The organism is Desulfurivibrio modestus, from assembly GCF_044068625.1.
Lineage (GTDB): Bacteria > Desulfobacterota > Desulfobulbia > Desulfobulbales > Desulfurivibrionaceae > Desulfurivibrio.
In genome coordinates this window covers 18030-32639 of sequence record NZ_JBIPKH010000006.1, presented here as the reverse complement: position 1 = coordinate 32639, position 14610 = coordinate 18030, and the positions used below count along the sequence as shown (strand labels likewise).

Below are 14610 nucleotides of genomic sequence, written 5' to 3'. Positions count from 1 at the left end.
TCGGGGGTTACCGGGTATTTTCCGGGGATGGATTCGGCGATTTTTACCCCCCAATACCTGCGCAAGACCAACCCCTATTTCTTCGCGGTGATCCGCGAAGCCCAGGATGTTGAAGAGGCCCGGAGCCGCCTGCTGCAACTGGCCGACCAGATGGAGCTGGGAGCTGATACCGCCGGCGGTGATCGAGACGCGGGGGTGCTGACCCGGATTCGTGATTGCGCGGCGGTGTTGCGCTCGCTGATCAAAAAAAGTTCGGAGACCGCCGCCGGCTTCAGTGTCACCGAGGCGCTGTGGGATCTTGCCCGCCAGCAACCCCGGCCGGAGCTTACCCCCGGGTTTTACGCGGAGATCTTCTACCTGTTCAAAGGTTTACAGGGCCAGGGCCCCCGGCGGGCCCTGGACTCGATCCATCTGGCGCCCATCGAGGAGAGCGGCCGGGCGGCGGCCCGGGAGCGCAGCCGGCAGCTTGACGATCTCTGGAGCGAGGTGGACCGCTATATGGAGTCCTATCCCAGCGGCCTCCATGAAGCGGCCATCGCTCGCCGCAAGCGGCGGCGGGACCATATTCTCAAAACCCTGGGGGCCGATCTCGACCAGTGGTACGACTGGCGCTGGCAGATCAAAAATGTCGTCAAGGAGCTGGAGCCCCTGGAGAAGCTGGTCAAGCTTTCCGCGCCCGAGAGGAAGGCCCTCAAAATCGCCCGCGAGCATAAGCTGCCCTTCGGGATCACCCCCTACTACCTGAGTCTGATGGATGATGAGAGCGCCAGCCAGGGCGGGGGGAGAGATGCCGCCATCCGGGCCCAGGTGCTGCCCCCGCTGAGCTATGTCAAGGGGGTGATCAGCATCGACGATCCCTCCTGCCTGGATTTCATGGGCGAGGAGGATACCTCCCCCACCGACCTGATCACCCGGCGCTATCCGGCAATCTGCATCCTCAAGCCCTACAACACCTGCCCCCAGATCTGCGTTTACTGCCAGCGCAACTGGGAGATCGACGAGGCCATGGCCCAGGGGGCCTTCGCCGGCATGGATCGGGTGGACGCGGCGATCCGCTGGATCCACGATCACCCTTCAATCCATGAGGTTTTAATCACCGGCGGCGATCCTTTGGCCATGGGCAACGAGGCCCTGGCCGGCATCCTCGATAAGGTGGCGGCCATTCCCACCGTGGAGCGGATTCGGCTCGGCACCCGCACCCTGGTCACCATGCCCATGCGCTTCACCGAAGGCCTGATCTCGCTGATCGCCCGCCACCGCAAACCCGGCCAACGGGAGATCGCGGTGATGACCCACGTCCAACACCCCTATGAGATCACCCCGGAGATGGTGGAGGCGGTCAACCGCCTGCGGCTGCGGGGAATTCCGGTCTATAACCAGTTGGTTTACACCTTCTACGTCTCCCGCCGCTTCGAGGCCGCCGCCCTGCGCCGCCACCTGCGGCTGATCGGTATCGACCCTTACTACACCTTCAACACCAAGGGCAAGGATGAGACCATCGGCTACCGGGTTCCCATCGCCCGGCTGATCCAGGAGCAGCAGGAGGAGGCCCGCCTGCTGCCTGGGCTGGCCCGAACCGACGAGGCGGTCTTCAACGTCCCCCGCCAGGGCAAGTGCTACCTCCGGGCTCGGGAGTACCGCAACCTGCTGGCCATCCTCCCCAACGGGGCCCGGGTTTATGAATTTCTCTCCTGGGAGAAGAAGGTCTCCCAGCACACCACCACCTACCTCACCGAGGATGTTCCCATCCTCGACTACCTGGCCCGGCTGCGCCGGATTGGGGAGTCCAGCTCGGACTACGAATCGATCTGGTACTACTACTGAGCCGCCACCGCCGGCAGTAGTTTTTCGCCGATGGGGACAAAGGCCCGCCGGGCCGCCGCCAGATCCCGGCAGCGGGGCAGCCGGCCCAGCACCGACACCCGGCCCAGCTCGGCGATGGTGCGCATATTGTCCTCAACAATCACCGCCGGCAAATCCTCGGCCTCATCACTGAACACCACCCCGGCCAGCGCCAGCTTACGGGAGCGCATGGCCTCCAGGCTGAGCAGGGTATGGTTGATGGTGCCCAGGCCACTGCGGGCCACCAGCAGCACCGGCAGAGCCAGCTCCGTCACCAGATCCGCCAGCAGCTTTTGCCGGTTCAGGGGCACCAGCAGCCCCCCCACCCCCTCCACCACCAACAGCTCGCAGCCGGCCCGGGCCTGGTGAAAGAGGGACCGCAGCCGTTCCGTCTCCACCCGGGCCCCCTCCTGTTCCGCCGCCAGATGGGGGGAAGCCGGCAGCCGGAAACGATAGGGTACCGCCAGCTCAAGCCCCCCGGCGGCACCGGCCAGAGCCGACGGCTGACCGGAGCAGGCCGCCACCGCCGCCAGATCCTCCGGTACCGGCCCGCCGCAACCGGTGGCCACCCATTTCTGATAAGCGGCCGCCACCCCCCGGCGGCGGAGAAAATCGACCAGCAGGGCGCTGATCATGGTTTTGCCCACCTCGGTATCGGTGGCGGCCACAAAAATCGCCCCTCCGGACTGCCTCTGTTCAACCGGCTTCATCTTGCCCTCCTTTAGCTCTCCCCTTGGCCAACAGGACCTGAAAACTGACCTCGCAACCCCGGGGACGATGGGCAAACCAGGCGGCCAGTTCCCGATAGCGGCCAGGGCTGAGCCTGGCCAGCCCGGCTCCACCGGTCCCGGTATGGCGAAAATGGCGGAGCAGCTCCGGCAGGGAGGAGAAGCGGCGAGTCAACCGATGTTCCCGCAGCTCCACCTCGCCAAATTGAGCCGTCAGCAGTCGCTGCAACTCCTCCCGGTCGGGAAATAAGCGGGCCGCGACCCGCACTTGGCCCCGGCTGACCCGGGCCAACCCCTGGTCCAGTTCAGCCAGACTCTCCCGGCCAAAGATGGTGGCCAGCAGCAGACCGCCGGGAAGCAGGCTTGCCCTGATCCGGGCAAAGGCTCCGGCCGGATCGCTGAACCACTGGATGGTGGCGTTGGCGGTGATACAGGCAAACCGGGTTCGGTTGGCGGCCAAAAAGGTTTCGGCATCCTGACAGATAAAATCGACCGGAGCCCCGACCTTTGGCCCGGGCGGGGCCAGGGTTTCGATCTTGCGCCGGGCCTCGCCGAGCATCGCTGGGGAAAAATCCAGGCTCACCAGCCTGGCCTCCGGAAAGCGCTGCCGCAACAGGCGGGTATAGTTGCCGGTCCCGCAACCCAGTTCCAGGAGGGGGCCGGGGGGCAGCGAGGGGGGCAGTTCGGCGGCCAGCAGCTCCAGGGCCTGGCGTTGGATATCGGCATGATCATCGTAGGTGGCGGCGGCCCGATTGAAGCGCTGCCGAATCAGATCTTTGGCGGGGCGGGCCGGGGGGGGGGCATCCGCCTTATAGAGCGACTCTTCCAGAAAGAGGGCGTGGCCGCCCTGTTCCAGCACCCGCTCGGCAACCCCCGGCAGCCTTAAGCGCTGGCCCACCGGGGCAATCAGATCCCGGCGACCGTGAAGACCTTGGATCGCCAGGGTCGAGGACACCGGCGCCGGGGTAAGGGCCAGAAAGTCCAGACCGCGCCGCAACAACTCCGGGGCGGCCTGGGCCTGGTTAAGATATGCCGCCTCCAGCCGGTGCTGGAAGGCAAGATACTCGGCCCGGTAACCCAAAAAGCATTTGCGGTAAAAAGACCGGAGAAAATCCTCCGCCTGTTCCCGAAGCTCCCGGCGGATGGCGGCCAGCTCCGCTGCCGGCCAGGCGGCTCGCACCCCCAGCAGCCGCAGGGAGGCCACCCGCTCCGGAAAGCGGCGGGCGAAATCCAGGGCGCAAAGCCCCCCCAGGGACCAACCCCACAGCTCACATTGCCCGCTCCCCCGTTGCTCCAGCCAAAGGGCCAACTCCTCGGCCAGGGTGAAGGGGTCGTAGAGACCGGCCGGGGCCAGCCAGGATCCGGAAGCGGGCCCCAGGGCCAGCACCCGGCCGTCAAAACCCCAGCCGGGTAAAAAGATCCGGGGCGACTCCCCCGGAGGACCGGGTATCTCCAGCATGGTGAGGGGCATGGCTTCCGGTTACCCAGGTTTCAATCGGCAAAAATCACCAGATGGCGAACATCGGCGCGGATTCCGATCCGTTCACCACCGGCATGGGAGCAGTGGCTGGGCACCAGGGCCTGGACGGGATCGCCGCTGGCCAGCCGCAGGGTATAAAGGATGTTGGCGCCCCGGAAATCGCGGCGCAGCACCTCGGCCTTGAGGGTGGAGGCGTCGTCATGGATCACATCCTCGGGTCGGACCAGGACGCTGACTCGACTGCCGGGGGGATGGGCGGCCCGCACGGTGCCATCCCCCACCCCCTGTAACCGGCCCAGGCCGGTCTCCACCCCGCCCTCGGCACTGACCACCCCCGGCAGCAGCACCCCCTCCCCGATGAAATCGGCCACAAAGCGGGTCCTGGGTCGGTGGTAGAGGTTATAGGCGGTATCCCACTGCTGGAGGCGGCCTTCAAACAGTACCCCGATCTCATCGGCCATGGCGAAGGCCTCGAACTGATCATGGGTGACCAGCAGGGCGGTGAGTTCCTCCTGTTTGAGGATCTGGCCCACCTCCCGGGCCAGCTTTTCCCGAATCTCCATATCCAGGCTGGAAAAGGGCTCGTCCAGCAACAGCAGCTCCGGCCGCGGCGCCATGGCCCGGGCCAGGGCCACCCGCTGCTGCTGGCCGCCGGAGAGCTGATGGGGATAAAGGGGGCCGCTCTCCTCCAGGCCGATCAAGCGCAGCAGCTCCGCCACCCGCCGCCACCGCTGGCCGGTGTCGATTTTGCCCAGGCCGAAAGCGATATTGTCACCGACACTGAGATGGGGAAAAAGGGCCAGATCCTGAAAGACCATCCCCACCCGCCGCTGTTCCGGGGGCAGCGAGCAGCAGGGACTGCCCACCACCCGCTCACCCAGCTTGATCTCCCCGGCCGCCACCGGCTCAAAGCCGGCAATGGCCCGCAGCAGGGTGGTTTTGCCGCAACCGCTGGGGCCCAGCAGACAGCCGATGGAGCCCTGGTCCAGATGGAGGGAAACCCCCTGGACCACGGGGGTTGCCCCGTAGGAGATATGGAGATCGTTGATTTCCAGCTGCATCGGCACACACTCCCCTAACTTTGTTTTCTGCCCCTGGCGATGGTCAGACTGAGCAGAATCACCGGCAGGATCCCGGCGGCCACAATGGCCAGGGCGGCCAGGCTGGATTGGGCCAGAAACTCGTCGGAGGCCAGCTCAAAGGCCCGCACCGCCAGGGTATTGAAATTGAAGGGGCGCAACACCAGAGTGGCGGGCAGCTCCTTCAGGACATCGACAAAAACCAGCAACAGGGCGGTGAGCAGGGTGCCACGCATCACCGGCAGATGCACCCGGCGCAACACCCCCAGGGGGCGTTGCCCCAGCACCCGGGCGGCATCATCCATGGAAGGCTTGATCTTGCCCAGCCCCGCCTCCACCGCGTGGAGAGCCACCGCCATAAACCGGGCCATATAGGCAAAGAGCAGGGCCGCCACCGTGCCGCTGAACAGCAGCCCGGTGGCAATATTGAAATTAGCCCGCATCCAGCCGTCAATGGTGTTATCCAGCCAGGCAAAGGGGATGATCACCCCGATGGCGATTACCAGGCCGGGGACCGCGTAGCCCATGGCGGCGATCCGCACGGCCCCGATCACCACCGGCGTGGGCCGCAGCCGCTGGCCGTAGGCCAGGACCAGGGCGCAGCCCAGGGTGAGGAGGGCGGCGGCCACGGCCAGCAGGATGCTGTTGCGCGTCAGGATCAGAAAGGATCGATCGAAACTCTCTGCCCAGGCGGCCACCGCCCAGGAGCCCAGTTGGGCGGCGGGCAACAGAAAGCCGAAAAAGAGCGGCAAAAAACAGACCGCGAAGGCGGCCCAGGCCCGGCCGCCCCGCAGGGCGTACCCCGGCAGGTCTCGGTGGCCGCCCCCGGTGTGATGGTAGCGGGAGCGACGGCGGGACCAGCGTTCCAACACGATCAGCAGCAGCACCAAGGACATCATCAGGGCCGCCAGTTGGGTGGCGGCGGCCATATCCCCCAGACCGTACCAGGTGCGAAAAATGCCGGTGGTGAAGGTATCGACTCCGAAATATTGCACGGTGCCGAAATCGGCCAGGGTTTCCATCAGGGCCAGGGTCAGCCCGGCGATGATGGCGGGGCGGGCCAAGGGCAGGGCAACGCTGAAAAAGGAGCGCCAGGGTCCGCAGCCCAGGGTCCGGCTGGCCTCCAGCACGCAGACCGACTGTTCGATAAAGGCGGCCCGGGCCAGCAGGTAAACGTAGGGGTAAAGCACCAGCGAGAGCATCACCACCGCCCCGCCCAGGGAGCGGATCTGGGGGAACCAGTAATCGCCGTAACCCCAGTCGAACCAGGCGCGGAGGACGCTTTGGACCGGGCCGGCAAAATCGAGCATCCCGGTATAGGTATAGGCGATGATATAGGCGGGCATGGCCATGGGCAGCAGCAGGGCCCATTGAAAAATTTTCCGGCCCGGGAAGCGGCAGAGGGTGCAGAGCCAGGCGCAGGAGACCCCGAGCAGCAAGGTGCCCACCCCCACCCCCAGCATCAGCAGGATGGTGTTGCCCACGTAAGCCGGCAGGACGGTGGCGGCCAGGTGACGCCAGACCTCCCCCGCCGGCCGCAGGACCGAGGATAGTACCACCAGCACCGGCAGGGCCATGATCAGGGCAAGCAGCGGGACTCCGACCCCCCAAAAATCAACCGGGCGGGGGTTGCCGCCCCCGCCCGTATAAAGACGCGCGAAATTGAAATGTTTCATCAAACTCCCGAAATTAGCGCCACCCGGCTCGATCCATCAACCTGACCCCTTCGGGATTCAACTCCCCCAGGATGGCCAGGTTGAGATCATCGGCCTTAAACGGCCCCCAGGAAGCCAGGGTCTCCCCCACATCCACCCCGGCCCGCACCGGAAATTCGTAGTTGGCGTTGGCGTACCAGCTTTGGGCCTCTTCACTGACCAGAAACTCCAGCAGCCGCACGGCGTTGGCCAGGTTACGGGCGTGGCGGGTTACCCCGGCTCCGCTGACATTGACATGGGTGCCTCGCCCCTCCTGGTCGGGCCAGATCAGCCCCACCTTGGCCGCCGCCGCCCGCTCCGCCGGCGAACCGTTGAGCATACCGCCCAAATAGTAGGTATTTACCACGGCCAAATCGCATTGTCCAGCCGCCACCGCGTTGATCTGGTCACGGTCCCCCCCCTGGGGCGGCCGGCCCAGGTTGGCCATCAGCCCCCGCACCCAGGCCTCGGTGGCCGCCACCCCCTGATGGGCGATCATCGCCGCCACCATGGACTGATTGTATACATTGCTGGAAGAGCGGATACAGACTTTTCGGCCCAGGGCCGGCTCGGCCAGATCGGCATAACTTTTGACGGCGGCGGGATCAAAACGCTCCTTGGCATAGACAATCACCCGGGCCCGGGCGGAGAGACCAAACCAGTGCCCTTCGGGATCGCGCAAGGCGGCGGGTACCGCCTCCTCCAGCAGGGCGGAGCGCACCGGCTGAAATAGCCCCGCCGCCATGGCCCCGTTAAGATTGCCGGCGTCAACGGTGAGCAAGAGATCGGCCGGGGTGTTGCGCCCCTCGCTCCGCAAGCGCTGGAGCAGAGCCTCGGGCCGTCCCGCCACCAGATTGACTTTGATTCCGGTCTGTTGGCTGAAAAGATCCAACAGCGGCTTGATCAGAACCTCCTGCCGGGCCGAATAGAGATTGACCTCGCCGGCCGCCCGCACTGAAACCGGAGCCACCACCAGCCCAACCAGCAGCACCATCAATAAAACCGTCGATAATAAGCGCATTTTTTCCTCCGTACTCACCATTGTCAACCAACTGCCCTACGCAACTGAGCATCAGTTTTAGCAGCATTTTTTAGTCGTGTCTAATATTATTTTAGGCGCCTTTAACTTTCCAGCCAGGCAAAATATGGCGCTCACCAACCACCACCGCCGCTCGGGACCTTTCCGCCCCGGGCCAAAACAGTTAACGGCGCTGAAAAACCAGAAGATGGCGGGCGGCCCCCGAAAAAGGCAGGGAGAGGGAGCGCACCTCCTCCAGCCGGAAGAGCTCCGCCTGGTCCTGCTGCTGCCAGAGGGCCAGTTCCTCCTCGGCCCGGGGACCCTTCATGCAGATCACCCGGCCGCCGGGGGTGGACAAACCGGCGCAGAGGGCCAGAAAATCGGCCATGGAGGCAAAGGCCCGACTGGTAATCAGGGGCCAGGAACCGCTCTCCCCGGGCTCCAGGCGCTGGGCCAGCACCCGGACTCCCGCCCCCAGCCCCACCGTCCGCACCACCTGGCGCAGAAAGGCCACCCGTTTCTGGCGGGGTTCCACCAGGGTTACGTCCAGCCGCTCGGGCAGGCAACACTTGAGGACCAAACCGGGAAACCCCGCCCCACTGCCGATATCCAGCAAGGCAAGGGGATCGGGGGTGGGAACCGGGGAGAGCAGGGGCAACAGGGTCAGGGAATCGAGGAAGTGGGTTTCCAGCAGCTCGGGCTCGGGGGCCTGGGCCACCAGGTTGATCTTGCGATTCCACTTGAGAAGTTCGGCGTAATAGAGCAGCAGGCGTTCCAGGGCGGTCGGCTCCAAAACCAGCCCCAGCTGGCGGGCCCCATCGGTGAGTATTTGCCGGCTTGGGCTGGACATCCTCGACCGTCCGGATCAGCGGGAGGGGGAACCAGCCAGATAGAGCCTTTTGAAACGGACGAAATACTCCACCCCGGACCAGACCGTGAGCACCATGGCCACCAGCAGGATCAGGCTCCCCAGTTCATGCAGATAGGGCAAGGGCAGCAGATCGGGGGGGAAAATCAGGACACAGAGGGCGATATATTGAAAAACACTCTTGATCTTGCCCAGCCGCCCGGCGGCGATCACGATTCCGGCATCCGCCGCCACCCCCCGGAAGCCGGTGATCACCAGCTCCCGGGCGATGATCAGAAAGGCCACCCAGGCATCCACCCGCTCCAGGGGAATCAGCATGATCAAGGCCGCCGTGACCAGCACCTTGTCGGCCAGGGGGTCCATCAGCTTGCCGAACACCGTTTCGCTTTGCAGCCGGCGAGCCAGATAGCCGTCGGCCAGGTCGGTCAACGCCCCGGTGAGAAAGAGCGCGAAGGCCACCAACCCCGCCACCGCCCCGGCCCCCGGCCAGAGACAGAGCATGATAAAGGGCACCACCGCAAAGCGGTAGGCGGTAAGCAGGTTGGGCAGGTTGACAATCTTGCGCTGGGGCATCTTCGCTCTTTACTTACGGGGACGTTTAGCCCAATCGGAGAGAAATTTTTCCATTCCGATATCGGTGAGGGGGTGGCTGGCCAACTGGGCGATCACCTTAAAGGGGATGGTGGCGATGTGGGCTCCCATCAGGGCCGACTCCACCACATGCATGGGGTGGCGGACACTGGCCACGATCACCTCGGTGCTGTAGGCGTAGTTATCGAAGATCTCCAACACATCCTGCACCAGATTCATCCCGTTTTCCGAGATATCGTCCAGCCGGCCGACAAAGGGGGAGACGTAATCGGCCCCGGCCTTGGCGGCCATCAGGGCCTGGCTGGCGGAAAAGATCAGGGTGACATTGGTCTTGATCCCATGGCCGTGCAACTGCTTAACCGCCTTGAGGCCGGCGGTGGTCATGGGGATCTTGACCACGATATTGGGATGCAGGGCCGCCAGTTTACGCCCCTCTTCCACCATGCCGCCGCTGTCGGAGCTGATCACTTCGGCACTGATCGGGCCATCGACCAGGGCGGCGATCTCCTTGAGCAGGGCCTCAAAGGGCTTGTTTTCGCGGGCAACCAGGGAGGGGTTGGTGGTAACGCCGTCCACCATCCCCATATCCACGGCCTGGGCGATCTCTTCCAGATTGGCGGTATCGATAAAAAATTTCATGCTGTTCCTCCGGAACTATTTTTGTTTTTGTTCAATGAATGCATGCCGACACTTGTCGCTGCAAAAATGGTGTTCACTGCCGTCCAGATCCCGCAGGACCAGGGCCTGACCCTTGGCCACATAGGCCCCACAGACCGGGTCCTGGACCAGCAGATCGCTGATGGCGGGGGCTTCCCGCTCCGCCCCCTTCTCCTCCAGCCGCTTTTTTCGACCGGAGATATAGAGTCGATATAGCAGATAAAAGAGGACCAGGAGTATAACAATTTTCAGGGGGTGCATAAAATGTCCTCTTGTTGCCAGCTTAGCGGCGCCAATTTTTGACCGCTGCCGGCGGCCAGCTCCGCCAGGCGACTAATGGTGGAGCCCGAACGGGGCTCCACCAGCTCCGGGGCCAGTTCCCTGAGCGGCTCCAGCACGAAGCGCCGCCGAGCCAGGGCCGGATGGGGCACCCGGCAGTGGGGCAGATCGAGAATCATCTCACCATGGAGCAGCAGATCGAGATCAATGGGCCGATCCTCGCCCTGGCTCACCCGGTCACGCCCCAGTTCGGCCTCGATTCTGAGCAGGATCGCCAGCAACTCCTCCGGGCCCAGTTCCACCAGCAGTTCTCCCGCCGCGTTGGTAAACCAGGCCGCGGTGGCAACCCCCACCGGTTCACTGCGCCAGGGGCGGGAAAGGCGGCCGGGAGTCACCCCCGGGGTAACGCCCAACCGCTGCCAGGCGGCCAGCAGATTGGCCCGCCCCGCGCCCAGATTGGCCCCCAGGCCGATGAATGCCCGAATCCTAGAAATCTTCCAACCCCAAAACGTCGAACATGGTGTAGAGGCCGTTCTGCTTGCCCGCCACCCAGGCGGCGGCCAGGGCGGCGCCCCGGGCGAAGTTGTCCCGGTTGTGGGCCCGGTGGGTCAGTTCCAGCCGTTCACCGGCCCCGGCGAAATAGACGGTGTGTTCCCCGACGATATCCCCGGCCCGGATGGTCTGGATACCGATCTCCTTTTCGCCCCGCTCACCGATGATCCCATGGCGGGCGTAAACCCCGACCTCGTCCAGATTGCGGTTGACCCCCTCGGCCACCATCTCCCCCAGTTTAAGAGCGGTACCGCTGGGGGCATCCTTCTTCATCCGGTGGTGGGCCTCGACAATCTCGATATCATAGGCATCCCCCAACACGGCGGCCATCTTGCGGGCCACCTTGAAGAGGACGTTGACCCCCACCGCCATGTTGGGGGCCTGGACACAGGGGAAAGCCCCGGCGGCCAACTGCCGCAACTCGGCTAGATTCTCCTGGCTCAGGCCGGTGGTGCCGATCACCATTGCCTTGTTATGCCGGGCGGCGATCCGGGCCAGCTTCATGGTGGCCTCATGGAAGGTGAAGTCGATGATCACCTCCCCCTGCTCCAGCACCGCCTCAGCTCCGCCGGCGACTTTGATGCCGTTGGCGCCCAGGCCGGCGGTTTCTCCCAGATCCCGCCCCACTTCGGGGCTGTCCGGCCGCTCAAAGCCGGCCACCAGTTCCAGTTGGGGATGCTGATCCACCATGGCGCAGATCCGGCGGCCCATGCGACCGGCGGCTCCGGCAATTATTACCTTGATCATCTTGTGCTCCTGGCTTTTGGTTTGCCCACCCTAGTTATAACAGTCCGCAATCCTTCATTACCTGCTCCATCCGGGCCTGGGCTCCGCCGTCCATGGCGCAGAGCGGCAGTCGCACCGCGGCGGTGCCGATCTTGTCCATTTGGGCCAGGGCGGTCTTGGCGGGTACCGGATTGGTGTCGAAAAACATGGCCTGCATCAGGGGAAAGAGTTGATAGTGCAGTTTATTGGCCGTGGCCAGGTCGCCATCCAGGGCGGCGGCGATCATCCCGGCCATCTCTTTGGGGGCCACGTTGGAGGTGACCGAGATCACCCCGGTGCCACCCACCAGCACGGTGGCCATGGAGGTGAAATCATCACCGCTCATCACCGCGAAGTCGGCGGGACACTGGCGGATCACCTCACTGACCTGCTGCAGGCTGCCGGAGGCCTCCTTGATGCCGACGATATTTTTGATGGCGGCGCAACGGGCCACCGTTTCCGGCAGCATGTTGATCGCGGTCCGGCTGGGCACGTTATAGAGAATGATGGGAATATCCACCGCCTCGGCCACCGCCTTGAAGTGCTGATACAGACCCTCCTGGGAGGGCTTGTTGTAGTAGGGGGTGATCAGGAGCGCCCCGTCGGCCCCGGCGCTCTTGGCATGGCGGGTCAACTCGATCGTTTCGCTGGTGCTGTTGGAACCGGTACCGGCCAGCACCGGTACCCGGCCGGCCACGGCCTTGACCGTCAATTCCACCACCCGGTGATGCTCCTCGTGACTCATGGTGGCGGCCTCGCCGGTGGTGCCGCAGGGCACGATACCGTGGGTCCCGTTCCGCACCTGAAATTCAATCAGCTCGGTGAGACCCTGCTCGTCAATGGTGCCGTCGGGATTGAACGGGGTGACGATCGCCACAAAGGCGCCGCGAAATTTGCTGCTCATACTCTCCTCCTCATATTTTAGTGATCTCGTTGCTTTCTAACGGTTATCGGGCCAATTCAGGCCCGGCGCAAGGCTTCCTGGTGCAGGGCCCCCTCATAGATAAAATCCGCCGGACCCTCCAGGCGCACCTGCCTGAACTCTTCACCCTCCAAACGGTAGTGGATCACCAGTTCCTCCCGGCCCGAAGTGGTGATTCGGGTGGGGGATGAAGCCAGGCCGAGGCGGGCGGCCACCAGGGCCGAGGCCACCGCGCCGGTACCGCAGGCCAGGGTTTCATCCTCCACTCCCCGTTCGTAAGTTCTTACCTTGAGCCGGTTCTTTTCCCCCAAGCCGACAAAATTGACGTTGGTCCCGGCGGGGGCAAAGTGGGGATGAAAGCGAAAGTGGCGGCCCCATTCCCGCACCGGCACCCCCTCGATCTCTTCGGAAAAAATCACCGCGTGGGGAACCCCGGTGTTGAGGGAGTGAACGGTCAGCTCCCGGCCATCGGGGCCGGCCAACCGCTGGTTGAGCCGGCCGGCCCCCGGCGGGGTCATGGTCAACAGCACCGCGCTCCCGGCAACCTCGGCTTCAATCATCCCCGCCAGGGTGAGAAAGGTCATCCGGGCCGGGGCGATCCCCCGCTCATGGGCGAACCGGGCCGCGCAGCGGGCGCCGTTGCCGCACATCTCGGCAAGGGAGCCGTCGGCGTTGAAAAATTGCCAGCGGAAATCGGCCTGCTCCGAGTCTTCTATCAGGATCAGGCCGTCGGCCCCCACCGCGAATTTACGTTCACAGACCGCCTTGGCAAAACGCTGGGCGGCGGCGGTATCGGTAAAGAGGGGCCGGCGGTGATCAAGCAGGATAAAATCGTTACCGGCCCCGCTCATCTTGGTGAAACTGACAGGGAATTGCATAACTCAAACCAGAAAGTCGGGAATGGTTTCGCCCCGCACCAGATCCTCGTAGGTTTCCCGACGGCGGATTTGATGGAACTGATCTCCGTTGACCAGCACTTCGGCCACCCGGGGACGGGAGTTGTAATTGGAGGACATGGTAAAACCATAGGCGCCGGCGCTCAACACCGCCAGCAGATCACCGGCGCCGGCGGCGGGCAACTCCCGGCCCCGGGCCAGAAAGTCACCGGTTTCGCAGATCGGCCCCACCAGATCGGCCACTTCGGCGGCAACCTCCCCCCGCACCACCGGCACAATCTCGTGGTGGGCGTCATAGAGGCTGGGACGGGCCAGGTCATTCATCCCGGCGTCGACCACGATAAATTTTTTCTGCCCGGTCTTGGTAAAGAGGACCTTGGTCACCAGAATGCCGGCGTTGCCCACTATAACCCGCCCCGGCTCCAGGATCAAGGTGCAGGCCATCTCCCCCAGGGCCTGGCGAATGGCGGCGCCATAGGCGGCGGGCTCCGGCGGGCTTTCCTGGGCGTAACGGATCCCCAGTCCCCCGCCGATATCGAGATAGCGAATCGCTATCCCCTCGGCCGCCAGCCGGGCCAGAAAATCTTTCAGTTTGGCCACGGTGTCGATAAAGGGCGACACCTGGGTCAGTTGCGAACCGATATGGCAGCTGACCCCGACGATCTCCACATGGCTCAGCTGCCGGGCTTGCCGGTAAACCGCCAGGGCCTCGGCAATGGGGATGCCGAACTTGTTTTTGGCCAGCCCGGTGGAGATATAGGCGTGGGTTTGGGGATCGACATCGGGGTTGACCCGAAAGGAGATCCGGGCCCTTTTCCCCAGGGCGGCGGCCCGTTCCTGGACCACCGCCAGCTCCTGGCTCGATTCCAGATTGAACATCAAAATTTCCGCCGCCAGGGCCTGGTCGATCTCGGCCTCGGTCTTGCCCACCCCGGAATAAACGATCTTCCCCGGCTCGATTCCGGCCTTAAGGGCCCGGTAGAGTTCGCCGCCGGAGACGATGTCCGCCCCGCCGCCCAACTGGGCGAAAAGCCGCAGGATGGCGATATTGGAGCAGGATTTGACGGCAAAGCAGGTCTGGTGAGCGATCCCGGCAAAGGCCTGGTCAAAGGCGGAAAAATGGCGGCGCAGGGTGGCGGCGCTGTAAAGATAGAAGGGGGTGCCCACCGCGGCCGCGATCTCCGGCACCGCCACCCCCTCGGCAAAAAGCACCTTATCCCGGTATTGAAAATGATTCAT

15 protein-coding genes are annotated in these 14610 nt (G+C 64.3%); 1 reads left to right on the top strand and 14 read right to left on the bottom strand.

The genetic code is table 11. The features are described from left to right. The first annotated feature begins 27 nt into the window (after positions 1-27). Positions 28-1824: a KamA family radical SAM protein gene (locus ACHHRT_RS05430; protein WP_395498498.1), complete on the top strand. Its 1797-nt coding sequence runs from the start codon at positions 28-30 to the stop codon at positions 1822-1824. On the opposite strand, the gene bioD is transcribed toward ACHHRT_RS05430, so the two are convergent. From bioD to lysA, 14 genes are all read right to left on the bottom strand, one after another. Next, a complete protein-coding gene (bioD, locus tag ACHHRT_RS05425; protein ID WP_395498496.1) occupies positions 1818-2552 on the bottom strand; it encodes a dethiobiotin synthase in 735 nt (244 codons plus the stop codon). The genes ACHHRT_RS05430 and bioD overlap by 7 nt on opposite strands. Then, on the bottom strand, positions 2539-4029 hold the full coding sequence (locus tag ACHHRT_RS05420) for an alpha/beta fold hydrolase (RefSeq protein WP_395498494.1): 1491 nt from the start codon (positions 4027-4029) through the stop codon (positions 2539-2541). Before ACHHRT_RS05420 ends, bioD begins: the two co-directional genes overlap by 14 nt. Positions 4030-4061: 32 nt before the next feature. Next, positions 4062-5111, bottom strand: coding sequence for an ABC transporter ATP-binding protein (locus tag ACHHRT_RS05415; protein ID WP_395498492.1), 1050 nt, complete (start codon positions 5109-5111; stop codon positions 4062-4064). A gap of 14 nt (positions 5112-5125) precedes the next feature. Beyond that, complete coding sequence (locus ACHHRT_RS05410) at positions 5126-6805, bottom strand: ABC transporter permease (protein ID WP_395498490.1); 1680 nt, start codon at positions 6803-6805, stop codon at positions 5126-5128. 13 nt (positions 6806-6818) lie between these two features. Beyond that, positions 6819-7817 carry a Fe(3+) ABC transporter substrate-binding protein gene (locus ACHHRT_RS05405; RefSeq protein ID WP_395498488.1) on the bottom strand — a complete coding sequence of 333 codons (999 nt, stop codon included), beginning with the start codon at positions 7815-7817 and terminating at the stop codon, positions 6819-6821. Positions 7818-8025: 208 nt separating this feature from the next. Beyond that, positions 8026-8691, bottom strand: coding sequence for a 16S rRNA (guanine(527)-N(7))-methyltransferase RsmG (gene rsmG, locus ACHHRT_RS05400; protein WP_395498486.1), 666 nt, complete (start codon positions 8689-8691; stop codon positions 8026-8028). A 15-nt stretch (positions 8692-8706) separates the two neighbouring features. Then, complete coding sequence (pgsA, locus tag ACHHRT_RS05395) at positions 8707-9282, bottom strand: CDP-diacylglycerol--glycerol-3-phosphate 3-phosphatidyltransferase (RefSeq protein WP_395498484.1); 576 nt, start codon at positions 9280-9282, stop codon at positions 8707-8709. 9 nt (positions 9283-9291) lie between these two features. Then, positions 9292-9939 carry a fructose-6-phosphate aldolase gene (fsa, locus tag ACHHRT_RS05390; RefSeq protein ID WP_395498482.1) on the bottom strand — a complete coding sequence of 216 codons (648 nt, stop codon included), beginning with the start codon at positions 9937-9939 and terminating at the stop codon, positions 9292-9294. A 15-nt stretch (positions 9940-9954) separates the two neighbouring features. Continuing rightward, on the bottom strand, positions 9955-10218 hold the full coding sequence (locus ACHHRT_RS05385) for a YHS domain-containing protein (RefSeq protein WP_395498480.1): 264 nt from the start codon (positions 10216-10218) through the stop codon (positions 9955-9957). Further along, positions 10206-10703 carry a 2-amino-4-hydroxy-6-hydroxymethyldihydropteridine diphosphokinase gene (folK, locus tag ACHHRT_RS05380; RefSeq protein WP_395498692.1) on the bottom strand — a complete coding sequence of 166 codons (498 nt, stop codon included), beginning with the start codon at positions 10701-10703 and terminating at the stop codon, positions 10206-10208. Before folK ends, ACHHRT_RS05385 begins: the two co-directional genes overlap by 13 nt. Before the next feature lie 19 nt (positions 10704-10722). Next, positions 10723-11535, bottom strand: coding sequence for a 4-hydroxy-tetrahydrodipicolinate reductase (gene dapB, locus ACHHRT_RS05375; RefSeq protein ID WP_395498478.1), 813 nt, complete (start codon positions 11533-11535; stop codon positions 10723-10725). A 34-nt stretch (positions 11536-11569) separates the two neighbouring features. Further along, a complete protein-coding gene (dapA, locus tag ACHHRT_RS05370; RefSeq protein WP_395498476.1) occupies positions 11570-12457 on the bottom strand; it encodes a 4-hydroxy-tetrahydrodipicolinate synthase in 888 nt (295 codons plus the stop codon). Positions 12458-12513: 56 nt separating this feature from the next. After that, positions 12514-13353 (bottom strand): diaminopimelate epimerase, encoded by an 840-nt coding sequence (gene dapF / locus ACHHRT_RS05365; protein ID WP_395498474.1) that lies wholly within the window; start codon positions 13351-13353, stop codon positions 12514-12516. Between the two features lie 3 nt (positions 13354-13356). Continuing rightward, positions 13357-14610, bottom strand: coding sequence for a diaminopimelate decarboxylase (gene lysA / locus ACHHRT_RS05360; protein WP_395498472.1), 1254 nt, complete (start codon positions 14608-14610; stop codon positions 13357-13359).